The sequence below is a fragment of the Actinoplanes sp. NPDC051343 genome, assembly GCF_044455125.1.
Classification (GTDB): Bacteria; Actinomycetota; Actinomycetes; order Mycobacteriales; family Micromonosporaceae; genus Actinoplanes.
In genome coordinates this window covers 85,936-106,843 of sequence record NZ_JBITEL010000011.1, presented here as the reverse complement: position 1 = coordinate 106,843, position 20,908 = coordinate 85,936, and the positions used below count along the sequence as shown (strand labels likewise).

Annotated in this window: 22 protein-coding genes and 1 pseudogene; 15 read left to right on the top strand and 8 right to left on the bottom strand. The window is 70.0% G+C overall.

Annotation, left to right across the window (positions count from 1 at the left end):
- Window positions 1–35 precede the first annotated feature (35 nt).
- Together ACIA5C_RS32655 and ACIA5C_RS32650 are read left to right on the top strand one after the other, a co-directional pair.
- Complete coding sequence (locus tag ACIA5C_RS32655) at window positions 36–635, top strand: helix-turn-helix transcriptional regulator (RefSeq protein ID WP_396061856.1); 600 nt, start codon at window positions 36–38, stop codon at window positions 633–635.
- 136 nt (window positions 636–771) lie between these two features.
- Window positions 772–1,128, top strand: coding sequence for a hypothetical protein (locus ACIA5C_RS32650; RefSeq protein WP_396061854.1), 357 nt, complete (start codon window positions 772–774; stop codon window positions 1,126–1,128).
- 122 nt (window positions 1,129–1,250) lie between these two features.
- On the opposite strand, the pseudogene ACIA5C_RS32645 reads toward ACIA5C_RS32650, so the two are convergent.
- The 4 genes and pseudogenes from ACIA5C_RS32645 to ACIA5C_RS32630 form a co-directional block, all read right to left on the bottom strand.
- Window positions 1,251–2,127: pseudogene (locus ACIA5C_RS32645) on the bottom strand (transposase); the annotation flags it as partial.
- 214 nt (window positions 2,128–2,341) lie between these two features.
- A complete protein-coding gene (locus tag ACIA5C_RS32640) occupies window positions 2,342–2,479 on the bottom strand; it encodes a hypothetical protein (RefSeq protein WP_396061852.1) in 138 nt (45 codons plus the stop codon).
- Between the two features lie 721 nt (window positions 2,480–3,200).
- Window positions 3,201–4,778 carry a diguanylate cyclase gene (locus ACIA5C_RS32635; RefSeq protein ID WP_396061850.1) on the bottom strand — a complete coding sequence of 526 codons (1,578 nt, stop codon included), beginning with the start codon at window positions 4,776–4,778 and terminating at the stop codon, window positions 3,201–3,203.
- Window positions 4,779–4,858: 80 nt separating this feature from the next.
- The gene (locus ACIA5C_RS32630; RefSeq protein WP_396061847.1) at window positions 4,859–5,518 is read right to left on the bottom strand and encodes a dienelactone hydrolase family protein; all 660 of its coding nucleotides are present in this window, start codon (window positions 5,516–5,518) and stop codon (window positions 4,859–4,861) included.
- Between the two features lie 86 nt (window positions 5,519–5,604).
- On the opposite strand from ACIA5C_RS32630, the gene ACIA5C_RS32625 reads away from it, so the two are divergent.
- Together ACIA5C_RS32625 and ACIA5C_RS32620 are read left to right on the top strand one after the other, a co-directional pair.
- Window positions 5,605–5,739, top strand: coding sequence for a hypothetical protein (locus ACIA5C_RS32625; protein WP_396061845.1), 135 nt, complete (start codon window positions 5,605–5,607; stop codon window positions 5,737–5,739).
- Between the two features lie 127 nt (window positions 5,740–5,866).
- The gene (locus ACIA5C_RS32620) at window positions 5,867–6,724 is read left to right on the top strand and encodes a helix-turn-helix transcriptional regulator (RefSeq protein ID WP_396061843.1); all 858 of its coding nucleotides are present in this window, start codon (window positions 5,867–5,869) and stop codon (window positions 6,722–6,724) included.
- A gap of 135 nt (window positions 6,725–6,859) precedes the next feature.
- Here ACIA5C_RS32620 and ACIA5C_RS32615 read toward each other — a convergent pair whose 3' ends face one another.
- A complete protein-coding gene (locus tag ACIA5C_RS32615; RefSeq protein ID WP_396061841.1) occupies window positions 6,860–8,077 on the bottom strand; it encodes an endo-1,4-beta-xylanase in 1,218 nt (405 codons plus the stop codon).
- 142 nt (window positions 8,078–8,219) lie between these two features.
- On the opposite strand from ACIA5C_RS32615, the gene ACIA5C_RS32610 reads away from it, so the two are divergent.
- The 8 genes from ACIA5C_RS32610 to ACIA5C_RS32575 all read left to right on the top strand — a co-directional run bounded on the left by ACIA5C_RS32610 (window position 8,220) and on the right by ACIA5C_RS32575 (window position 15,992).
- The gene (locus ACIA5C_RS32610; RefSeq protein ID WP_396061839.1) at window positions 8,220–9,239 is read left to right on the top strand and encodes a LacI family DNA-binding transcriptional regulator; all 1,020 of its coding nucleotides are present in this window, start codon (window positions 8,220–8,222) and stop codon (window positions 9,237–9,239) included.
- A 305-nt stretch (window positions 9,240–9,544) separates the two neighbouring features.
- Window positions 9,545–10,918: an extracellular solute-binding protein gene (locus ACIA5C_RS32605; protein ID WP_396061837.1), complete on the top strand. Its 1,374-nt coding sequence runs from the start codon at window positions 9,545–9,547 to the stop codon at window positions 10,916–10,918.
- A complete protein-coding gene (locus ACIA5C_RS32600; RefSeq protein ID WP_396061835.1) occupies window positions 10,915–11,838 on the top strand; it encodes a carbohydrate ABC transporter permease in 924 nt (307 codons plus the stop codon). Before ACIA5C_RS32605 ends, ACIA5C_RS32600 begins: the two co-directional genes overlap by 4 nt.
- Window positions 11,838–12,626, top strand: coding sequence for a carbohydrate ABC transporter permease (locus tag ACIA5C_RS32595; RefSeq protein ID WP_396061833.1), 789 nt, complete (start codon window positions 11,838–11,840; stop codon window positions 12,624–12,626). The genes ACIA5C_RS32600 and ACIA5C_RS32595 overlap by 1 nt, the downstream gene beginning before the upstream one ends.
- Before the next feature lie 15 nt (window positions 12,627–12,641).
- The gene (locus ACIA5C_RS32590) at window positions 12,642–13,001 is read left to right on the top strand and encodes a tautomerase family protein (RefSeq protein WP_396061831.1); all 360 of its coding nucleotides are present in this window, start codon (window positions 12,642–12,644) and stop codon (window positions 12,999–13,001) included.
- Between the two features lie 11 nt (window positions 13,002–13,012).
- Window positions 13,013–14,062 carry an NAD-dependent epimerase/dehydratase family protein gene (locus ACIA5C_RS32585; protein WP_396061829.1) on the top strand — a complete coding sequence of 350 codons (1,050 nt, stop codon included), beginning with the start codon at window positions 13,013–13,015 and terminating at the stop codon, window positions 14,060–14,062.
- A complete protein-coding gene (locus tag ACIA5C_RS32580) occupies window positions 14,059–15,015 on the top strand; it encodes an aldo/keto reductase (RefSeq protein ID WP_396061827.1) in 957 nt (318 codons plus the stop codon). The genes ACIA5C_RS32585 and ACIA5C_RS32580 overlap by 4 nt, the downstream gene beginning before the upstream one ends.
- Window positions 15,012–15,992: a Gfo/Idh/MocA family protein gene (locus ACIA5C_RS32575; protein WP_396061825.1), complete on the top strand. Its 981-nt coding sequence runs from the start codon at window positions 15,012–15,014 to the stop codon at window positions 15,990–15,992. The genes ACIA5C_RS32580 and ACIA5C_RS32575 overlap by 4 nt, the downstream gene beginning before the upstream one ends.
- Here ACIA5C_RS32575 and ACIA5C_RS32570 read toward each other — a convergent pair.
- Entirely contained in the window at window positions 15,953–16,636 is a 684-nt protein-coding gene (locus tag ACIA5C_RS32570; RefSeq protein ID WP_396061823.1) for a TMEM175 family protein, read from the bottom strand. The genes ACIA5C_RS32575 and ACIA5C_RS32570 overlap by 40 nt on opposite strands.
- 2 nt (window positions 16,637–16,638) lie before the next feature.
- Window positions 16,639–17,208 (bottom strand): TetR family transcriptional regulator, encoded by a 570-nt coding sequence (locus tag ACIA5C_RS32565; RefSeq protein ID WP_396061821.1) that lies wholly within the window; start codon window positions 17,206–17,208, stop codon window positions 16,639–16,641.
- A 114-nt stretch (window positions 17,209–17,322) separates the two neighbouring features.
- Between ACIA5C_RS32565 and ACIA5C_RS32560 the strand changes: the two genes are divergently transcribed.
- Window positions 17,323–18,714, top strand: a complete 1,392-nt coding sequence (locus tag ACIA5C_RS32560) for an FAD-dependent monooxygenase (RefSeq protein WP_396061819.1) — start codon at window positions 17,323–17,325, stop codon at window positions 18,712–18,714.
- Here the strand turns inward: ACIA5C_RS32560 and ACIA5C_RS32555 are convergent.
- On the bottom strand, window positions 18,697–19,383 hold the full coding sequence (locus ACIA5C_RS32555) for a TetR/AcrR family transcriptional regulator (protein ID WP_396061817.1): 687 nt from the start codon (window positions 19,381–19,383) through the stop codon (window positions 18,697–18,699). The two genes, ACIA5C_RS32560 and ACIA5C_RS32555, sit on opposite strands and share 18 nt — an antisense overlap.
- A 90-nt stretch (window positions 19,384–19,473) precedes the next feature.
- On the opposite strand from ACIA5C_RS32555, the gene ACIA5C_RS32550 reads away from it, so the two are divergent.
- Both ACIA5C_RS32550 and ACIA5C_RS32545 read left to right on the top strand, forming a co-directional pair.
- Window positions 19,474–20,040, top strand: coding sequence for a TIGR03086 family metal-binding protein (locus ACIA5C_RS32550; protein WP_396061815.1), 567 nt, complete (start codon window positions 19,474–19,476; stop codon window positions 20,038–20,040).
- Window positions 20,037–20,882: a PhzF family phenazine biosynthesis protein gene (locus tag ACIA5C_RS32545; protein ID WP_396061813.1), complete on the top strand. Its 846-nt coding sequence runs from the start codon at window positions 20,037–20,039 to the stop codon at window positions 20,880–20,882. Before ACIA5C_RS32550 ends, ACIA5C_RS32545 begins: the two co-directional genes overlap by 4 nt.
- Window positions 20,883–20,908 lie beyond the last annotated feature (26 nt).

Genomic DNA, 20,908 nt, shown 5'->3' with positions numbered 1-20,908 from the left:
CGCACGGCTTGTCGGCGCTATGGCAACTTGCAATAATGCGTGATGCCATGAAGAAAGCCGACCGCGACGTCAACGCCCTCACCGTGCTCGGGCTGCTCATGACCGGCCCGCGGCACACGTACGAAATGCACCTGATGATCGAGCGCACCCACAAAGACTTCGTGACCGGCTTGCCGCGCAGCATCTACCACGCCGCCGAGCGTCTTCTCGCGGCCGGCCACATCCGGATAGCGGCCACGACTCGCGACGGCGGCCGCCCCGAACGCACGGTCTACGAACTCACCGACGCCGGCCGCCGGCACCTGCGCGAGTGGGTGCGCCGGCTGCTGGCCCAGCCCGACCCCAACTCGACACTGCTGGTGCCGGCCCTCAACTTCGCCGGTTGCCTCACGCCGGCCGAGGTCGCGTCGGCCCTACGGGACCGCCGCGCCTCACTCGTACGCCGTACCGAAGTCAGCCTCCCGCCCGGCCTCCCGCGGCTGCTCACCCTCGAGGTGGAGTACGAGACGAACCGCCTGTCCGCCGAGGCCACCTGGCTGGCCGGCGTGATCGAAGACCTCGACGCGGGCCGGCTCACCTGGCCCGCCGACCTGACCGAACTGGCCGACATCGAGGAGCTGATCCGAGAGAACTGACCGGTTCGGGGAGCCACCACCGTCAAGCGGGCGCGGCCTCGGCAACTGCAGCCCGGGCCTAACGCCTCCCGCACCCACCAGCAGGGAGCGCACGCAGCATGCCCACCGCCCTCCAGAACACCCGCCGGACGCCGCGATGAAACTCCTGTTCGAGGCGTCCGCCCCGGTCCGCGCCACACTCGCCCAGGTCCAGCCGCTGATCGACAGCGAGTGGGTCCTGGGCCCGATGCTGGGCGAGAGGGGCCGCGCCTACGTCGACATAGATCACCGCCCCGGCCTCGTAGGCTTCCAGGGCCACTGGTGGTACCGAGGCGAAATCACCGCAACCGAGTCGGCCGCCCACACCGCCGTGACCTACCGCGTCTACAACATCGCCGGCCGCTCGGCCTGGGCCGTCCCCCTGGCCAACCGCCTGTTCATCGGCTACGCCCGCACCGTCCGCGAAGCAGCCGCCCGACTGGCGCAAGCCATAGACGACCACCTGGCCACTTAACCTCCGTCTTTCATTAAGCCCGCTTGATGGCTCGGTGTGGTGGTCGGGCGAGGTGGCGGCGGCCGTTCTGGTGGTGGGTATGGGGTATCGCCCGGAGCACCGTCCAGGAGCAGGTGCTGGGTCCGGATGCGGTCCTCGACCCGGGCGTGGGTACGGTGGCGGACCTCCAGAAATTGAATCGGGTTGCCGGCGACCGGTGTGTCGGTGGCGAAGACCTGGTGCCGCCGGCCGTTGATGGTGTCGAACAAGGACCGCTGTGCACCCCGGGTGCGGCCGTTCCCGACGGCAGATCAGCCGGGTGCCGGCCGGGAAATCGGCCAGCAGCACGGATCGACGAGGTCGGTCAGCTCGGCAAGTTCTGCCCCGTCCCGCAGGCTGCCGTCACCGTTGAGAGCAGCAACCCAGTCGGTGGCGCCGGTGATCGCGGCCCGCACCGGCGCACCGATCGCGACGCCGACGGAGAACTGCGTGTCCAGGCCCTGTTCCCGCAGCCCGCGGATGTGGGCGAGGAACGCGTGGCTGCTGCCCGCCGAGTCACTACGGATAAGGATCGGATTGCCGTAACGGTGTGGTTCAGGGATCTGCTGCGGGGCTTGGTCGAGCACGGTGCTGTGGTCGGCGGCGGTGTTCGATCCGGCGTTACCGGCACGCAGGAGCCCGGCCAGGGCTTCAGCGGTGCCGTCCAGGAAGCACAGCAATGGGTGGAACCCGAACGTGTGTTTCCAGGTCGCCGCCGCCGATTCCTTCTCCGAGTGACAGAGCACGATCGTCGCGTCGATGTCCAGGACGAAGCCCGGCAGTACCCTGCCGAGCACGGTCGTGGCCGGCACCCGGTCACGGGTCTCGGCCAACTGCAACCACGCCAGCTTCCGGGGCGGCAGCGCGAGCAGCCCGCAACCGGGCCAACCCTGGCTCGTCGATCGTGGCCAGGACCCGCCACGCCGTCGCGTCCGAGGCCACCTGCGCGAACAGATCCGGTTGCTGGCGCAGCACGCTCATTCCAGATCAGGAGGCACTTTCGCGTTCCCGACCTCGCCACCGCTCACCCTTACTGAAGGCGCGAGGTTAAAATATGGCCGGCATCCGGAATTGGCATGATCGAGTGCTTACGGCCGGAGACAATTGCTCGGGATAATAAGGCATGCGGCAGTTGCAGTTGTTCACCGGGACGCAAGTCGCCACAATGCGTGACCGCACCAGACGCCGCAACTATTCACCCGAAGCCGAGGCATTCCGCCGGGATCACGAACGGCGTCGCGAGTTCGGTCTGAAACGGCGTCATGCCGAGCGCGAACGCCGCCTGCGCAGCGGCGAACTCGTAACGCAAAATGGTTTCCTGGTGCACCGCCACTCGGCCTCACCCATCACCGAAACGAGCGAACGCCCACCCGCCGAGGCGGTCCCGACCGCGCCGGCAGTGCAATCGGCTCATCCCGCGGCGCCCGTTGACGTCCCGAGAACTGACAAGCCCCTGCCGCTGGAGGGAGGGGTCACGCTGCCTGCAGAAGAGGTCAAGTCCGCGGCGAGCCCGGGGGAAGTGCCGGCGGACGTGGTCATCTCGGCAAGGGGTGCTTGCGGAGTGGCGGTAGACAAAGCGGAGTCTGCTCCCGGCGCCGGTCGGTCGACGAATATTCTGCCGCATGCCGGCCGAAGGTCGAGCCCGCTCGCACGCCGGAGTCGGAGGCCTGCGCGGCGAGCGAGGCCAGCTCGCCGCAAATCGACCGCGCCGCAAGCCCGGATCCGAATACCTCGGCGCGACCCGGGCAGCCCTCCCGGCCAAAGCCCCGGGTTCCGCCTGCCCCGCGGTCTGCCGGAGTTGGTTAAGCCCAAATCAGTATTTCGTTGGCATCTTCCGCGCGGTGGTCGCCGGAAGCATTTCAATGACTACCGTTGTCATCAGCCGGCGAGGCGTCAGGCCGACAATTCTCGATCGCTTCAGAGTGTGTTGTCCGCGGAGCATCTATGGCGTAGACGGCTCACGATTCACCGAGGCCGTCTGACCGCAAGGGCGGCCGAGGACATATTTCTGACGGTCCATCTTCCACCGCGTGTGGCGCCGCCGCCTGCTCAGGTCAGGCGGCCACTTCGAGTGAGGGGAGGCCTATCACGCGGTTGCGGCCCGCGTTCTTGGCCTGGTAGAGCCGCAAGTCGGCCAGCGCGAGCAGGTCGGCCCCCGAGGCCACGCCGATGCTCACCGTGACCCGCAAGCCTGCCGCGATCGTGTCCCATGGGTGGTTTTCGACCATGCGCCGGATTCGTTCCGCCGCCTCGACGGCTTCGGCGTCGTCCGCCGAGCGGAACAGCACCGCGAACTCCTCGCCGCCGTAGCGGGCCGCGATGTCGCCGTTGCGGCAGCCCGCGCGTAGCAGCGCCGCCAGTTCGCGCAGTACCTCGTCGCCGATCTGGTGCGAGTGCTGGTCGTTGACCCGTTTGAAGTGGTCCACGTCGATCAGGGCGATCGCGTGCCCGTCCTTTCCGGCGGTCAGCTCGTCGTCGAGGCGGCGGCGGTTGGCCAGGCCGGTCAGCGGGTCTTCGAGGCTGATCCGCAGCAGGCCGTCCGCGCGCAGGCGTTCCTGCTCGGCGGTTGCCTTGGCCAGCTCGGTCTCCATGCGCACGGCCGCCACCCGGGCGTTGCGCTGCGCCCTCTCCGACGCTACCTGGCAGTAGAGCTGGTGGAACCTTTTGTGGGCGGCCAGCGCGGCGCCCAGGTCGCCGCTTTTTTCGTACGCCTCGGCCAGGTGCTCGGCCGCAGTCAGCGCCGCGCTTTTGCTTTCGGCCAGTTCCAGCGCCCGCGCGAACACCGCGACCGCCTCGTCGTAGCGGGCGAGCGCGAGATGGATCTGGCCGCGGGTGTCGAGGTGGTGGGTGATCGTGTAGGTGGAGTCCAGCGCCGGGTCGAGTTCCCACGAGTCGAGCAGTCGCAGGCCCTCGTCGGCGCGCCCGGCGAAGGCGAGTTCCTCGGCCAGGTTGGCCACCGCGGCGGCCTCGTTGCGCCGGTGCCCGAGCCGGCGGCCGATGAGCATCGCGGCCCGGGATCGTTCGGCGGCGTCCATGGCGATCGCGAGGGCGGCCTCTTCGTCGCCGTTCGCGCGGGCGGCCCAGGCCAGCGCGGTCACCGCGCACGCCCCGGTGTCGAGCATGACGCCCTGGGCCAGTTCGTCGCCGACCAGCCGGGCCATCTCGGCGCCGCGCTCGCACAGTTGGACGACCAGGTCGAACTGCTGCATCACCAGGTAGACGTTGGCCACGGTGGCCAGCACCGGGATGACCGCCTCCAGGTCACCGCTCGCTTCGGCCAGGGTCAACGCGGCCGTGCTCTCTTCCAGCGCCTCGGATGTCTCACCGGTGGACAGCAGTACCCGGGCCACCTCGCTGCGGGCGCGCCCTTCGGTCGCCGGGTCGGCGCCGGCCCGGGCGAGTTCGGCGGCCTCCTGGGCGGCGGCCAGCGCGCCGGGGTATTCGTCGCGGAGGCGCCGGCACATTGCGATGATCGAGAGGGCTTCGGCGCGCGCGCCCGGATCGTCGGCCGCGGCGGTGGCCAGTTCGCGGGCGCCCTCGGGGTCGGACACCGCGAGCCGTTCCCGGGCCAGCCGGAGGAGCTGCGGGGGCGGGGCGCCCCCGGCAAGTGCTGCGTCGAAACCGCTCGACATGCGCTACTCCGGCTCGTCGGCTGATGCGACCTGACAGTGTGAATCATCGGCCGACACGCACCCGTCTTGAGCATCCGATCCTAGGTGAACGTGTCGGCGAGGAACGAGGCCGCCGCCGAGAAGGAGCGTTGGTCGGCCACTTCGTCGTACGCCACCCCCGGCGTGGCCCCGGGCCGGGCGCTGGTGTGGGTGAATCCGTGTTGCGCACCGCCGTACATGATGAGCTGCCAGTCCGCTCCGGCCGTCTCCATCTCCTCCGAGAAGTCACTCACCTGCGTGAACGGGACATGAGGGTCGGAAGCGCCGTGGCACACCAGCAGGCGGGCGGAGACGGCGCCGGGCTGGGCGGGCGCCACGGTGCTCAGGGTGCCGTGGATGCTCACGGCGGCGGCGATCGGCGAACCCTGGCGAGCCAGCGTGAGGGCGGCCAGACCGCCGAAGCAGTAGCCCACGGCGGCCAGCGGGGCATGCGGCCCGGCGTGGGAGCGCAACACGGCCAGGCCGGCCTCGGCGCGCCGGGTCAGCCGGCCGGGGTCGTCGCGCAGGGCGGTGAGCTCGGCCATGACGCGTGTACGGTCGCCGGCCACCCCGTCGCCGTACATGTCGCAGGCGTGCACCGCGTAGCCGAGCGTGGCCCACCGCCGTGCCTGCGCGCGGGCGTGGTCATCGAGGCCGGCGCCGCCGTGGATGACCAGAATGCCGGCCGGGGCGGGGGAGGGGCCGTACTGATCGGATGTCATGCCATCAGGCTACGTCGTAATGTAGGGACCATATCACTGCAAGATAACTTTCACAAGACTGGCGCGGGGTCGTTATTTTGACGGTCGTGCTCGCCCTCGTGACGGTGCTGCTCTGCCTCGGCGTCCTGCTCATCGCGGGTGCGCTGCTCTTCCTCGTCGTCCGGTTCTCCAACCAGTGGGCGCTGCTCACGCTGCGCCGGCATCCACCCACGCCGGGCTAGCGGTGTCATGTCGGCGTACTGGGGGAGCACGTCACCGCGTTCGGCGGCATCTGGAGTGACATCGCGCCGTCGGGAGGTAACGGCAGGCCCTCCCGGTGCGGCGGCGGGCCGACGTAGCGTCGGGACCATGGACCACCGCAGCGAGATCCGGGACTTCCTGACCACCCGCCGGGCCCGGATCACGCCGGAGCAGGCCGGGCTGCCGGCGTTCGGGGGCAGTCGCCGCGTGCCGGGGCTGCGCCGTGAGGAGGCGGCGATGCTGGCCGGGGTCAGCGTCGACTACTACATCCGGCTCGAGCGCGGCAACCTCTCCGGGGTCTCCGACAGCGTCCTCGAGTCGCTGGCCCGGGCCCTGCGGCTCGACGACGCCGAGCGTGACCACCTGCACGACCTGGCCCGCCAGGCCAATCGCGGCCGGCGCCCGCGCAAGGGCAGCACCGCGCAACTCCGTCCCCGCGTGCAGCAACTGCTCGACGCGATGACCGGCTCACCGTCCTATGTGCGCAACGGCCGGCTCGACGTGCTCGCCGCCAACCACCTCGGCCGGGCGGTGTTCGCCCCGCTGTGGGAGGGCGCGACCGGGCGCCCCAACCTGGCCCGCTTCCTCTTTCTCGACCCGGCGTCCCAGGATTTCTACGTCGAGTGGGAACGCATCGCGGAGGAGGCCGTCGCGCTGCTTCGGAGCGAGGCCGGCCGCAACCCGTACGATCGGCAGCTCACCGACCTGGTCGGTGAGCTTTCCACCCGGAGCAACCGATTCCGCACCTGGTGGGCCGCGCACAATGTGCTCGAGCACGTCGCCGGGCTGAAGCGCCTGCACCACCCGCTGGTCGGCGACCTCGCCCTGGCCTACGAGTCGCTCGAGCTGACCGCCGACCGCGGGTTGCGGCTCAACGCCTACAGCGCCGAGCCGGGCTCGCCCGACCAGGACGCGCTCAACCTCATCGCGAGCTGGGCCGGGACCGAAGTCAGCCCAGGAGCGTGACCGCAGAAGCGGGCGCGGAGCGTGACCGCAAAGTGAGCCCAGGAGCGTGACCACAGAAGCGGGCCCGGAGCGTGACCGCAAAGTGAGCCCAGGAGCGTGACCGCAGAAGCGGGCCCGGCAGCGTGACCGCAGGAGTCAGGCCGGGAGCGTGACCGTCGCCTCGGTCTGGCCGCGGCGGACGGTGAACGGCTCGCCGTCGGCCACGTAGTCGCCGAAGAAGCCGAGTACGGTGACCGTGCCCGCGGAACCGGTCCGCATCTCGGTCGGTGGCAGCCACCATTCGCCTTTGATCAGGTTGCTCAACGCCGCGTACGACGGCTTGCGCGAGCCATCGGCTCGCAGGAAGCCGACCGGGGCGCCCAGCCATGCACCGTCGTCGGTTAGGCCCCAGTAGTTGATCGATTGGACCGCGGGGTGGCCGACCAGCGACCGGTAGTGCCGCACCATCTCCGACGCCTGCCGCTCCTCGCCCTCGGGCGTCGACGGCCAGGACGGGATCTGGTAGTCGTTGAGGTCCGTGATCTCGGCCGGCATGAGGTGGCCGGAGAGCAGCGTGGTCTCGGTCATGTGCAGCGGCAGTCCGTAGCGGGCGAAGCGGTCGAGCATCTTCTGCATGTATTCCTCGCCGCGGTAGCCCTGGTGCATGTGGGTCTGCAAGCCGATCGCGTCGATCTGGATGCCGGCTTCGAGCACGCCCTCGATCAGGCACTCGTAGGCCGAGCTCAGGTCGAAGTCGTTGAGCACAAGCGTGGCCGCCGGGTTGGCCTCGCGGGCCTCCTCGAACGCCATCCGGACCATCTCGATGCGGCCGCGGTCCCAGGCCAGGGGCGTGATCGCGTTGTCGCCGTTGGCGAACACCGGCATGATCACGGCTTCGTTGATCGCGTCCCAGAGGTCGATCGTGCCGGCGAACCCGGTGACCAGGTCGCGGATGCGCTCGCGGATCAGGCGTTCCACCTCGTCGAGTTCCAGGCCGAGCAGCCAGTCCGGTTGCACCGTGTGCCAGAGCAGCGGGTGGCCCTTGACGGTCACGCCCTGCGCGGCGAACCACTTCGCCGCCGCCTTGAGACGTGCCTCGTCCGGTTTGCCGCGTTCCCGTTCGTAATCACCCCAGTAGAAGGGGAGTGTCGCGGTGTTGAACAGGCCGAGCCAGGCTTCCGCGAGTTCGTCCCGCCGGCCGCTCGAGGCGCCACCGAAGACACCGGCGGCCCCGACGAAGTCGAAGCCGATGTTGCCGAACGCGAAGTCGTGCCGCTGCTGGGCAACGGTGATCACTCGGTCGGTGAGCGGTCGCCGGTCGGGTCCGACCGCGGTCAGCGTGATCTCGCCGATCCGATGCTGCATGTCAGCCATGGCGTCATCCTCGCACGCTCTCGGAGAGAAACTTTTCGCTCTCAATTGCGAAAGTGTCGTAAGAAACGGCAGCATAGGTCTGCCCGCGCGGGGCGGTCAACAGGGACCGGACGCCCGCGGTAGCACAGATAGGGTGATGCGCATGCCCACCGAGGACGCCTCCCGCTCCCGCGCGACCTTGTCCGAGGTCGCCTCCCAGGCCGACGTCTCGGTGTCGACCGTCTCCAAGGTGCTCAACGGCCGGGCCGGCGTCTCGGACGAGACGCGGGCGCGCATCGAGGCACTCCTGCAGGACAAGCGCTACCAGCAGCGCAACCCGAAGCGCCAGGTCGCGCCCCTTCTCGACGTGCTCTGCTACGAGGTCGACAGCCCGTTCGGCAGCGAGGTGCTGGCCAGCATCGAGCAGTCGGCCCGGCAGCGGCGCCTCGGCATGGTGCTGACCGGGGCGACCGAGCGCAGCACGCCCTACCCGCACTGGGTCGACGACGTGCTGCGCCGTCAGCCGGTCGGGGTGGTGCTGATCGCCTGCCGCCTCTCGGCCGAGGACAAGCAGCGGCTGCGCTCGCGCAATATCCCACTGGTCGTGATCGACCCGGCCGGCACCCCGGCGCCCGACGTGCCCTCGATCGGCTCGGCCGACTGGAACGGCGGCTACCAGGCGACCCGTCATCTGATCGACCTCGGCCACACCCGCATCGGCATCATCACCGGCCCGACCGACATGCTGGCCTCGACCGCGCGCCTCTCCGGCTACCGGGCCGCGCTCGAGTCGGCCGGCCTGGGCAATGACCCGGCGCTGATCCGCCCGGGCCGCTTCCACCACGCCGACGGCCTCGAGCAGGGCCGGACCCTGCTCGCGCTGCCCGACCGGCCGACCGCGATCTTCGCTTCCAGCGACCTCTATGCGCTGGGGGTCTACGAGGCGGCCCGCTCGTTCGGCCTGACCATCCCCGGCGACCTGTCCGTGGTCGGCTATGACGACCTGCGCATCGCCCAGTGGGCCGGCCCGCCGCTGACCACCGTGCACGTTCCCCTGGTCGCCATGGCCGAGCAGGCCGTGCACCTGGTAATGCGGCTCAACGACGAGCCCGAGCTGGCGTTCAGCCGCATCGATCTCGACACGACGCTGGTCGTGCGGGGCAGCAGCGCCAAGCCCGTCTAGCGAAATATTTCTTCGCAATCACGAAACCTTGACGCGCAAGTTACGCGAGTCCTAGTGTCGTCGGCACAGGTTTCACCGGCCGCTTCGGCGGTCGTCGAAGAAGGCAGGGCTGGTCGCTCCGGCATCGGACGGCGGCGCTGTCCCGATCGGCGATCGTCGGCGGCGCGTGCACGCGTGCACGCCGCACACCACGCGACCTCATCGACCCCGGGCCCCCGCTCAAAGCGGTCGGTCCTCATCTCGCCGCGCCCGAAATAGCGCGAAATACCTCCCTGTTTGTTTCCCTCGAGAGTGGAGAGGGTTCCATGTTGTTCCGCCTGAAGCCGTTGAAGTCGCTCGCCGCCGTCGCGGCCGCCACCCTGGCCGTCACCGGCCTCGCCGCCTGCGGGGGAGGATCCAGCAGCAAGAAGGACGCGTCGAGCGCGACTTCCGGCACCGTCAACTGGTGGGGCTGGACGCCGACCGACACGGCGACCGCCAACGGGTACATCGCCGCGTTCAACAAGCAGTATCCGAACATCAAGGTCAACTACAAGCTGGTCAACATCTCGGACTGGGTCGCCGCGCTGCGCCCGGCGCTCGCCTCGGGCAAGGGCCCGGACATCTTCGACATGCAGCCCGGCGCGTACGTCACCCAGTTCAAGTCGTTCGCCGAGGACCAGACCCAGCTCGCTTCGTCCGCCCTGGGCGCCGACTGGAAGACCAAGATCGCCCCGATCGGGATCAGCGGCCTGAGCGCCGACGGCAAGCTCACCGCGATGTCGGTCGGCTCGGTCTACGCCGGCATGCTCTGGATCAACGGCGACATCTTCAAGAAGTACAACCTGCAGCCGCCGGCCAACCTCACCGAGTGGCAGCACGTCTGCTCGGTGCTCAAGCAGAACAAGGTCGGCTGCTTCGTGCAGGGCGCGGCCCAGGAGGGCTTCGACCAGGACACGCTCCAGTCGATTGCCAACTCGGTGCAGCCCGGCCTGTGGACCAAGGTCTCGCAGGGTGAGGCCAAGTGGACCGACCCGGCCATCGTGAAGACGTTCTCGATCTGGAAGCAGTTGTTCGACAGCGGCATCATGCAGTCCGGCGCGGTCGGCTACCAGCAGTACCCGGACGCCAACAACGACTTCCTGACCGGCAAGTACGGCATGGTCATGATGGGCACCTGGTACACCCAGTACGCCACCGACAAGGCGATGACCGCGGCGCTCTCGGCGGCCGGGGTCAGCGGTGCCAAGCCGTTCCCGATCATCCCGATCGCCTTCCCCGACGTGGCGGGTGCCGGCAACACCAGCGAGATGTACGGCGACGCCGACTTCGGCCTCGCCATCTCGACCAAGACGCAGGCCAAGGCGGCGGCGGAGACGTTCGTGAAGTGGATGGCCACCTCCAAAGAGGGCCAGCAGGCGATCGCGGACCAGCTCAACGACCTGCCCTCGCTGCAGGGCGTGACGCCGAACTTCGACCAGATCTCGCTGGTCGACGCGGCCACCCAGAAGGACCCGGTGCAGCAGCTGATCACCAAGGCGGGCACGATCACCGAGCCCCGTGAGGCGCTGCTCAGCTCGGACGTCCAGGACGCCATCCTTGCGGCAGCAACGAGCGTGGCGACCGGCAAGGCCAGCCCGGACGACGCGACCAAGACGCTTCAGCAGGCCGCGGAGGCGGCGGGAGTGACCTTCAAATGACGACGACGCTGACCCGGGTGCCGGCGCGGGCTTCCCGCGCCACGGCCCGGAAGGGCCCTCGCCGGCCCCCGGGTCTGCCCTGGATCCTCCCGGCACTGGTCCTCACCGTCGGGCTGATCTACTACGGCATCGGGTACACCGGGTACATCTCGACGCTCAACTGGGACGGCATCAGCCCCGGCCCGGAGAGCGTCGGAGCCCACAACTACACGCGGATCTTCCACGACCCCATCTTCTGGGAAGCGGTCCGGCACACGGTGATCTTCTTCGTGGTCACGTTCGTGATCCAGACGATCCTCGGCCTGGTGTTCGCGGTGATCCTGCACGCGAAGCTGCGGCTGGCCGCGGTCTACAAGGTGATCGTGTTCGTGCCGGTGGTGCTGGCCCCGGCAATCATGGCCCCGGTCTTCCGGCACATGTTCGCCCCGGACGGTGAGCTCAACGCGGTGCTCCACCACATCGGGCTGGGCGGCCTCGCCCAGCCGTGGATCGGGCAGACCAGCACCGCGCTCCCGGTGATCATGTTCATCACGATCTGGGAGTGGACCGGCGTCACGTTCGTCCTCTACTACGCGGCGATGACCCAGATCGACCCGCCGGTGCTCGAGGCGGCCCGGATGGACGGGGCCGGCAACTTCCGCACCCTGGTCAGCATCATCTGGCCGGAGCTGCGGGGCACCACGGTCGCGCTGGCCATGCTCGGCGCGATCGGCGCGCTCAAGACCTTCGACGTGCCCTACCTGGTGACGATCGGCGGCCCGAACTACGCCACCGAGTTCCTCGGCACCTACATCTACCGCATGACGATCCCGCTGAGCCACGTCGGCTACGGCGCCGCGCTGTCGATCATCCTGCTCGTGGTCGCGCTGGTCATGGCGCTGCTGCTCCAACTAGCGGGCCGGGAACGGAAGGGCCGCTGATGTTCGAGATCCGCACACGGTGGGGAAAGGCGCTGCTGCAACTGGGCGCCACCATCCTGATCATCCCGTACCTGTTCCCACTGATCGTGATGGTCAAGGGTGCGTTCGCCGGCGAGGGTGCGCACAACTTCGTCGCGGTGCTGCAGGTGCCCGGCTTCGGGCGGTTCTTCGTCAACAGCATCATCGTGTCGGCGGTCGTCATCGCGCTGGTCTACGTGGTCACGATGATGGCGGCGTTCGGCTTCGCCAAGCTGCACATCCGGTTCCGTGAGGTCTACTTCTGGCTGCTGCTGGCCTGCCTCACGCTGCCCGAGGTGGTGCTGCTGGCCCCGCTGTTCGCGACCGACACCAAGCTCGGCCTCTACGACACGTACTGGGCGGTCATCCTGCCGCTGGCCGCGCTCCAGGTGCCGTTCGCGGTGCTGCTGACCCGCAACTTCATCAACAGCCTGCCGGACGAACTGTTCGAGGCGGCCCGGGTCGACGGGGCCAACTCGTACCGCGGGTTCGTCCACCTGGTCATCCCGCTGACCCGGCCGATCGCCGCCGCGGTGCTCATCTTCACCCTGGTGGCCTCCTGGAACGACTACCTGATGCCGCTGGTCTTCCTGCAGTCGCCGGAACTCCAGACGATCACGCTCGTCCCGCAGTTCTTCGTCGGCGAGTTCAGCAACGACCAGACCAAGATCCTGGCGTCGGCGGTCATCACGGCGATCCCCGAGATCGTCGCCTACCTCAGCCTGCAGCGCCTCTTCGAGCGCGGCCTCTCGGCCGGCGCGATCAAGTAACAGGAAGGTGGCATCGTGCCGCTCATTCAGGTCGACCTGGCCCGGGACACGTTCGACAAGCACCACGAGGCGATCGGCAACGCCATCCACGACGCGCAGATCGCGGCCCTGGGCATCCCGGCCGACGACCGGTTCCAGATCTTCTCGCCGCGCGACGCCGGCGAGCTCAAGTTCGATCCCGGCTACAACGGCGTCGATCGCCGGAACCTGCTGGTGATCCGGGTCGTCGCGGTCCACATGTATCCGGTGGCGACCAAGAAGGCGTTCTTCCAGGCCGTGGTCGAGCGCCTGGAACCGCTGGGGATACGGCCCGAGGACGTGCTGATCTCGTTGACCGAGAACGGTTTCGAAGACTGGTACGCCGGAAAGCTCTGAGGGGAAACTCCATGCTCCACGAAGACTCCGCGCCGCTGCGCGTGCTCTACCTCGGCGGCACGGGCACGATCAGCGCGTCCTGCGTACGCCTGACGGCCGCGACCGGCATGGCCACGACCGTACTCAATCGGGGCCGTAATGAAAGCGGCCGTGAGCTGCCCGCCGAGGTGGAATCTCTGGTCGCCGACGTCGCCGACCAGGCGCAGCTAGAGGCTGCTTTGCAGGACCGCGAATTCGACGCCGTCGTCAACTTCCTCTCCTTCGACGCGGCCGACGCCCGCCGGAAGTTCGCTTTCTTCGGTCCCCGCACGGGACAGTACGTGCACATCAGCTCCGGCTCGATCTATGCCAAGCCGGTGCGGCAGGTCCCGATCGTCGAGTCGACACCGACCGGCCCCAATGCGCCGCTGCCCTACGCGACGGCGAAATGGGAGGCCGAGGAGGCGCTGAGAAATACACCGGCGACCATCGTGCGGCCCTCGCACACGTACGACGACGCCAACCCGCCGCTGCCCGGCGGCTGGACCGTCATCGACCGGATGCTCCGCGGCGAGGAGATCCCGGTGCACGGCGACGGCACCTCGCTCTGGACCCTCACCCACGCCGAGGACTTCGCCCAGGGCCTGGTCGGCCTGCTCGGCAATCCGCGGGCGATCGGCGAGACCTTCAACATCACCGGTTCCGACGTCTATACGTGGGATCAGATCTACCGCATCGTGGCCGGCGCGCTCGGCGTCGAGGCGCGGCTCGTGCACGTCGCCTCGGAGATGTTCCCGCTGGTCGCGCCGGACTGGTTCTGGTCGGGGGAGACGGTCGGCGACATCGGCCACAGCGCGGTCTTCGACACCACCAAGATCCGTACGTTCGTGCCCGGATTCGCCCCTCGGCTGACCTTCCACCGGGCCGCGAGCCGGATGGTCGCGTGGCGGCGCGACCACTCTTCGCTGTGCCAGGCCGACCCGGCGACCGACGCCGTGCTCAGCCGGATCATGTCGGCCTACCACGCCGCCCGTGAGATCTTCACCGCTGCCGCCCCGGCGGATGTCAGGCTGGGGTCATGACCTCTCTCGGCCGCACCGATCTGGACGTCTCCCCGCTCTGCGTCGGCACCAGCCCGCTGGGCAGCATGCCCGGCCTCTACGGCTATGCGGTGGGCGAGCAGCGCGCGGTCGACACGGTCAACGCGGTGCTGGACAGCGGCACGATCAACTTCATCGACACCTCGAACGGCTACGGCACCGACGGCTCGTCCGAGAAGCGGATCGGGCTGGCGCTGCGCGGGCGGGGCGGGCTGCCCCGCGGGGGAGTGCTGGCGACGAAGGTCGACCCGGATCCCGGTACCGGCGACTTCTCGGGTGCGCGCGTGCGGAAGTCGCTCGAGGAGAGCCTCGAGCGGCTGGGCGTCTCGAAGATCCAGCTGCTGCATCTGCACGACCCCGAGCGGATCACCTTCGCCGACGCGATGGCGCCCGGCGGGCCGGTCGAGACGCTGGCCGCGCTTCGAGCGGAAGGGCTCGCGGAGCATCTCGGGGTGGCGGGCGGCCCGGTCGGGCTGATGCAGCAGTACCTCGACACGGGTGTCTTCGAGGTCGTGCTGACCCACAACCGCTACACGCTGCTCGACCGGTCGGCCACCGACCTTTTCACTACCGCCCACCAGAACGGGATCGGGGTGCTCAACGCCGCGCCGTACGGCGGCGGCATGCTGGTCAAGGGCCCGGAGACCCAGCAGAAGTACGCGTACGGCGAGCGCGACGACCGCATCGCCGCCGCGGCGGTCAAGATGCGCAACGCGTGCGCCCATGCCGGGGTGCCGCTGGCCGCCGCGGCCCTGCAGTTCTCGCTCAAGGCCCCGTTCGTCGACTCCACCGTCGTCGGTATCTCCTCGCCGGCCCGCGTGGCGGAGACCCTCGAGCTGGCGAGGCTGAAGATTCCGGCATCGCTCTGGGGCGAGCTGGAAGCCTTGGTACCGTCGCCGTCGCTGTGGCTCGACCCACCGAAGGGCTCAAAATGACCACCAGGATCGGCCTCCTCGGCGGGGCCGGCATCGCCGGCGCCGCCGTCCTCCTGCCGGTGCGGCGTCGCGACGACGTCGTGGTCGCGGCGGTTGCCTCACGTTCCGCTTCCGAGGAGTACGCGTCCCGGCACCGCATTCCGCGCGCCTACGACTCGTACGAGGAGCTGCTGGCCGACCCGGAACTCGACCTGATCTACAACGCGCTGCCGCCCTCGATGCACGCCGAATGGACGATCGCGGCCCTCCAAGCGGACAAGGACGTTCTCTGCGAGAAGCCGTTCACCATGAACGCGGCCGAGGCCCGGCGGGTGATCGCCGCGGCGCGGGCCACCGGCAAGCGGGTGATCGAGGCGTTCCACGACCACTACCACCCGCTGAGCGTGTGGATCCGCGAGGCGGTGGCCGGCGGGATCATCGGCCGGGTCCAGAGCGCTTCGGCGGTCTTCGACGGCTCCAACCCGTACGTCGAAGGCACCCTGCGGCACGAGCCGCACCTGGGCGGCGGAGCCCTGATGGACCTCGGGTGCTACCCGGTGCACTGGGTGCGGTCGCTGTTCCCGGGCATGCCGGCCGTGACCTCGGCATCCGCCGACCGCAACCCGTCCGGCGCCGACATCTCGATGCGGGCCGAGCTGGTGTTCGGGGGCGACGTGACCGCGGTGGTCTCGGCCAGCATGGTCGAGGGCGTGACCCTGAAGTCGGACCTGGTCCTGATCGGCGACGCCGGCACGCTGACCGTCGACAACATCGTCTTTCCGTCGGCCGGGCACAGCATCCGCGTCGAACTCGGCGGCGTGCCCTACGTGACGACGGTGGCGGGGCGCACCACCTACGATCACCAGCTGGCCGCGGTGCTGGACGGGCTGGCGAGCGGCACCGCGCTGCCGACCGAGGGTCAGGACTCGATCGACAACATGGCGGTCATCGACGCCATCTACGAGGCGGCCGGCTTCGACCGCTCGGCCTGGTCGTAGCGCGGCTTTCGGCGAGTGAGCGAGTACGCGATCAGGCGGCCGATGTAGCCGTTGGCGGCCCACAGGGCGAACGCCCAGTGGCTGCGGTAGGCGATCGGGATGGAGATCAGGAAGACGATCGCCATCGACAGCGACCGGGTGATGCCGCGGTTGAAGGTGCCGGGCGGCACCTCGGCCGCGACGAGGTGGTCGTGGCGGATGGTCAGGATGATGGCGACGAAGGTGAGCTGTGAGGTCGCCTGGATGCCGGCGTAGAGCGTGAACGCCATCGGGAACGCGGTGTCGTCGCCGACCAGGACCCGGGTGGCGAACGGGGTCACGATGATGGTGAGCAGCCAGATCATGTTGAGCCCGGCCACCCGGCGGTGCACCCGCCGGACGTAGCGGTAGAGCCAGTGGTGGCCGAACCAGGCGTTGGCGATGACGACGAAGCTGATCAGGAACGCCAGGTAGTCGTCGAAGTGGCCCCGGAAGCTGATCCACGACTCGGTCGTCGACCTCCCCTCGGGGATGGGCAGCTCCAGCGCCAGGAGGGTGATCGCGATGGCGATCACGGCGTCGGAGAAGAAGACAAGTCGCTCGGTGGCGATCTTGTTGCCCTCTTCCTCGACCTCGGCCGGGATGGCCGGCGTCTCGGCGCTCATCGTCACTCCTTGCTGTCTGACCCGGGAACCATACCGGTCAGGTAGTGCTGGAGCACCGGCGAGAGCCAGGCCGCCAGTTCGTCCGTCGTCAATGCCACCACCGGCGGTAACTCCAGCACGTAGCGGGTCAGGGCGAGGCCCAGCATCTGGGTCGCCAGGAGCCCGGCCCGGGTCGCCGCGGTCTTCTCGTCCGGCTCGATGCGGGCGACCAGCGGCGCGACCTGGCCCGCGAAGAGCGTGCGCATCCGTTCGGCGGCGAAGTCCTGGGTGGCCGCCACCCGCAGGAGCGCGACCAGGGTGTCGTTGCGTTCCCACCGGGCGACCAGGTGGCGGGCGAGCACATCTCCCCAGGAATCGGGCCGGATCGCGGTCAGGTCGGGCAGTTCCAGCTCGAAGGAGGCCGCCGCGGCCAGCAGCTTCTCCTTGGACCCGAAGTAGCGCATGACCATCGACGGGTCGATGTCGGCCTGGGCGGCGATCGCGCGGATGGTGGCCTTCGCGTACCCGTCGGCCGCGAAGCGCTCCCGCGCGGCGACGAGGATCGCCGCCTTGGTCCGATCCGACCTTTTCACCGATGGATCTTGTGCCATGTCAACAACTGTAGGCCAACACACGTTGACGTCAACGGGCCGCCCGGCCTAGCGTCAACAGGTGTTGGCCTACAACCGTTGGCAAAGGAGATCGACATGGACACCGACGTACTGATCGTCGGAGCCGGCCCGACCGGCCTCACCCTCGCGGGCGACCTCGCGCGGGCCGGCATCCGCTACCTGCTGCTGGAACGCCGCACCGACACGGCGAACGCGACGCGGGCGTTCGCGGTCCACGCCCGTACGTTGGAGGAACTCGACGCCCGAGGCGTCGCCGACCCGCTCATCGCCACCGGGCAGCGGGTCGACGGGGTGCGATTGTTCGGCCAGGCCCAACTCGACCTGTCCGGACTGCCGACCCGCTACCCCTACGTGCTGATCACTCCGCAATATCAGACCGAGCGGGTGCTGGCCTCCCGCGCCGGCGTCACGGTCACCGCGGGCGCCGAGATCACGAAGATCACCCAGGACGCCGACGGCGTGACCGCGTTCCTCACCGACGGCCGCACGCTGCGGGCCCGCTACCTGGTCGGCAGCGACGGCGTGCACAGCGCCGTCCGCGAATCGCTCGGCCTGCCCTTCCCGGGCCGGTCGGTGGTCCGTTCGATCATGCTGGCCGACGTCCGGTTCACGACCCCGCCGCCCTCGGTCCTGACCGTCAACGCGGCCGCCGGGGCGTTCGCGTTCATCGCCCCGTTCGGCGACGGCTGGTACCGCGTCTTCGCCTGGAACGGCGACGAACGCCCCGACTCCGACCCGATCTCGCTGGACGAGATCCGGGCGACGGTCCAGCGCGTGAACGGCACCGACTTCGGCATGCACGACCCGCGCTGGATGTCCCGTTTCCACTCCGACGAGCGGCAGGCGCCCCACTATCGGGTGGGCCGGGTCTTCCTGGCCGGCGACGCCGCGCACTGCCACTCGCCGGCCGGTGGCATGGGCATGAACACCGGCATCCAGGACGCGGCCAACCTGGGCTGGAAGCTGGCGCTGGCGGTGCACGGCCACACCTCGGTGCTGGACACCTACGAGTCGGAGCGCTGGCCGGTGGGTCGCATGGTGCTACGCACCTCGGGTGCGCTGGTGCGGCTGGCGGTGGTCCGCTCGGCGATGCAGCAGAGGCTGCGGACCACGGCGGCGCGGATCGCCCTCGCGGTGCCGGGAGTCCGTCATCGCGGCGCGCTGACCATCTCGGGGATCGGCATCGGCTACGGTCCGGTCACCCGGGTGCCCGACCGCACGCTGGCCGACGGCCGGCGCCTCTACGAGGTCCTCCGGGACGGCCGCTTCGTTCTGCTGGGCTCGCCCTCGCTCGACGTGGGCGCGTGGTCCGATCGGCTCACGCCGGTTGCCGCGGCTCCCGCTGTTCTTCTCGTACGCCCGGACGGGTACGCCGCGTGGTCCGGTGCCACCTCCGACGAATCGGGCCTGCGTGCGGCCCTGATCCGGTGGTGCGGGAGCCCGGTCGGCTCAGTTGCCTCGCGCTGAGTCCCTCCGCTCTTTTGTCGCCGGGCCGGTCTCCGCGGTGCGGGTGGGCCGCCAGCGGTCGGCTAGTTCGGCCGGGCTCGGCGGCGTGGCCGGCAGGGCGCCGGTCGCGGCGTCGGCGCGCACCCCGTCCAGCAGCAGCGCCAGGTAGCGGCCCCGCAGCGCGGCCGTGCGGGCGGGGTCGCCGAGCCGGATCGCCGTGATCTGCTCGAACAGCATCGGGACGTCGGTCGCCTCGAACCCGGGGCGCAGCGCACCGGCGTCCCTGGCCCGCCGGAAGACCTCGTCGCCCAGCGCGGTGGCGCGGGCGGCCAACGCGTGCAGCTCGGCGGTCGGCGTGAAGGTGCCGGCCAGGCGCACGGTCAGGGCGTGCACGTCGGACTCGACGACGCCGCGTACGAAATCGGCGAAAGCGACCCACGGGCCGCCCGTCCCGGCCAGCGCTGCCTCGGCGACCGCGATGAACCGCCCGAGCCCCTCGGCGCAGAGCGTCTGAAGCAGCTGCTCCTTGCCCGCGTAGCGCCGATAGAGCGCCCCGACCCCGACCCCGGCCTCGGTGGCGACCGCGGACATCGGCGCCTCGGGGGTGCGGATGAACACCGTCCGGGCCGCGTCGAGGATCACGCCGTCGTTGCGCGCCGCCTCGGCCTTCCGGCCGCTCAGACCTGCCATGGCTGCCACCCTACCTTGAACGGAACGAAGTATTCCGTTAGGGTGGGAGGCGGAACGGAACAAGGCGTTCCGTTTCGAAGAGGGGGAGTCATGCTGCAGGAGGCCCACGACATGCTGCGTACGGTCATAGCCGGCCTCGACGAGAGCGCATGGACGTCGCCCACCCCGTGCGACCAGTGGAACGTCGCCCAGGTCCTGCGCCACGCGGCCGGCGACCAGCTCGCCTACACCGCGGCGCTCACCGGCCACGGCGGGCCGGCCGAAAACCCGTTCACCCCGTCCGCCGGCCCTCCCGCCGGCCCCCGCGCCTTCCTCGAGTCCGCGCTGACCAGCACGGCGGCCGCATTCGCCGCGGTCGGCCCGGAGGTCAAGGAACTACCGTCGCCGCTGCCCCTGGGCCCGCTGCCGGCCGAGATCGTCGTCGGCGCGGCCGCCCTCGACGCCGCCGTCCACGCCTGGGACATCGCCGTCGCCACCGGCCGGCCGGCCCCGCTGACCGCCGACCTGGCCGGGCGCCTCATGCCCGCCGCCACCACGATCGCCGACCCGCTCCGCGGCTTCGCCTTCGCGGCCGCCCAGCCCGCCCGGCCCGGCGACGACGCGGCCGCCCGGCTGCTGCGCTACCTCGGCCGCGACCCCCGCTGGGCCCGGTCATGAAACCGCCGGTGTTCTACTTCGTCGACGTCTTCGCCGATCGGCCCCTCACCGGCAACCCCGTCGTGATCGTGCCCGACGCCGACGACCTCACCGAGGCGCAGATGGCGGCACTGGCCCGCGAGTTCAACCAGTCCGAGACCACGTTCCTGCTGCGCCCCGGCGTCCCCGGCGCGGACCGGCGGCTCCGCTCGTTCACGCCGATCGGGGCCGAAGTGTTCGGCGCCGGCCACAACGCGCTGGGGGCCTGGCTGTGGCTGGCGGCGTCCGGCCGGCTGCCCGCCGGCCGGACCGACTTCCGCCAGCAGATCGGCAACGACCTTCTTCCCGTACGCGTAGAAGGCGCCACCGTCTCGATGGACCAGTCACCCCCGCGGTTCGGCGCCCGTGTCACCAATCGCGCCGCACTTGCCGCCGCCCTGGCGCTCGAAGCGGACGATGTCGCCGACGCCCAGGTGGTCTCGACCGGTGCCGCCCACCTCCTGGTCCCGGTCGGCACCCGGGCCGCCGTCGACCGAGCCGCGCCCGACAGCCACCGCCTGACCCCGCTGCTGTCCGGTGCCGGCGCCGAGGGCTGCTACCTCTACAGCCTGGAAGCCGACCTCCCGTACGCCCGCTTCTTCAATCCCACCATGGGCATCCCGGAGGACCCGGCCACCGGCACCGCAGCCGGCCCCCTCGCCGCACTGCTGGTCCACCGCGGCCTCCGGCCGGCCGGCACCCTGGACATCGCCCAGGGCCACCGGCTCGGCCGCCCGAGCCGCATCCAGGTCACAGTCGACGGCTCCCACGTGACGGTCAGCGGCACCGGACTCGTGGTCGCCGAGGGCACGCTGCACCTGTGACGACGGCGCGTAGTCATCGTTTCTCG

Excerpts from the sequence above, each read along its gene's own strand:
- ACIA5C_RS32560 (WP_396061819.1), top strand. The coding sequence starts at position 17,323 with ATGGACACCGACGTACTGATCGTCGGAGCCGGCCCGACCGGCCTCACC.
- ACIA5C_RS32615 (WP_396061841.1), bottom strand. The coding sequence starts at position 8,077 with ATGGCTGACATGCAGCATCGGATCGGCGAGATCACGCTGACCGCGGTC.
- ACIA5C_RS32575 (WP_396061825.1), top strand. The coding sequence starts at position 15,012 with ATGACCACCAGGATCGGCCTCCTCGGCGGGGCCGGCATCGCCGGCGCC.
- ACIA5C_RS32635 (WP_396061850.1), bottom strand. The coding sequence starts at position 4,778 with ATGTCGAGCGGTTTCGACGCAGCACTTGCCGGGGGCGCCCCGCCCCCG.
- ACIA5C_RS32550 (WP_396061815.1), top strand. The coding sequence starts at position 19,474 with ATGCTGCAGGAGGCCCACGACATGCTGCGTACGGTCATAGCCGGCCTC.
- ACIA5C_RS32620 (WP_396061843.1), top strand. The coding sequence starts at position 5,867 with ATGGACCACCGCAGCGAGATCCGGGACTTCCTGACCACCCGCCGGGCC.
- ACIA5C_RS32605 (WP_396061837.1), top strand. The coding sequence starts at position 9,545 with ATGTTGTTCCGCCTGAAGCCGTTGAAGTCGCTCGCCGCCGTCGCGGCC.
- ACIA5C_RS32600 (WP_396061835.1), top strand. The coding sequence starts at position 10,915 with ATGACGACGACGCTGACCCGGGTGCCGGCGCGGGCTTCCCGCGCCACG.
- ACIA5C_RS32595 (WP_396061833.1), top strand. The coding sequence starts at position 11,838 with ATGTTCGAGATCCGCACACGGTGGGGAAAGGCGCTGCTGCAACTGGGC.
- ACIA5C_RS32555 (WP_396061817.1), bottom strand. The coding sequence starts at position 19,383 with ATGGCAGGTCTGAGCGGCCGGAAGGCCGAGGCGGCGCGCAACGACGGC.
- ACIA5C_RS32545 (WP_396061813.1), top strand. The coding sequence starts at position 20,037 with ATGAAACCGCCGGTGTTCTACTTCGTCGACGTCTTCGCCGATCGGCCC.
- ACIA5C_RS32610 (WP_396061839.1), top strand. The coding sequence starts at position 8,220 with ATGCCCACCGAGGACGCCTCCCGCTCCCGCGCGACCTTGTCCGAGGTC.
- ACIA5C_RS32655 (WP_396061856.1), top strand. The coding sequence starts at position 36 with ATGCGTGATGCCATGAAGAAAGCCGACCGCGACGTCAACGCCCTCACC.
- ACIA5C_RS32650 (WP_396061854.1), top strand. The coding sequence starts at position 772 with ATGAAACTCCTGTTCGAGGCGTCCGCCCCGGTCCGCGCCACACTCGCC.
- ACIA5C_RS32630 (WP_396061847.1), bottom strand. The coding sequence starts at position 5,518 with ATGACATCCGATCAGTACGGCCCCTCCCCCGCCCCGGCCGGCATTCTG.
- ACIA5C_RS32585 (WP_396061829.1), top strand. The coding sequence starts at position 13,013 with ATGCTCCACGAAGACTCCGCGCCGCTGCGCGTGCTCTACCTCGGCGGC.
- ACIA5C_RS32580 (WP_396061827.1), top strand. The coding sequence starts at position 14,059 with ATGACCTCTCTCGGCCGCACCGATCTGGACGTCTCCCCGCTCTGCGTC.
- ACIA5C_RS32570 (WP_396061823.1), bottom strand. The coding sequence starts at position 16,636 with ATGAGCGCCGAGACGCCGGCCATCCCGGCCGAGGTCGAGGAAGAGGGC.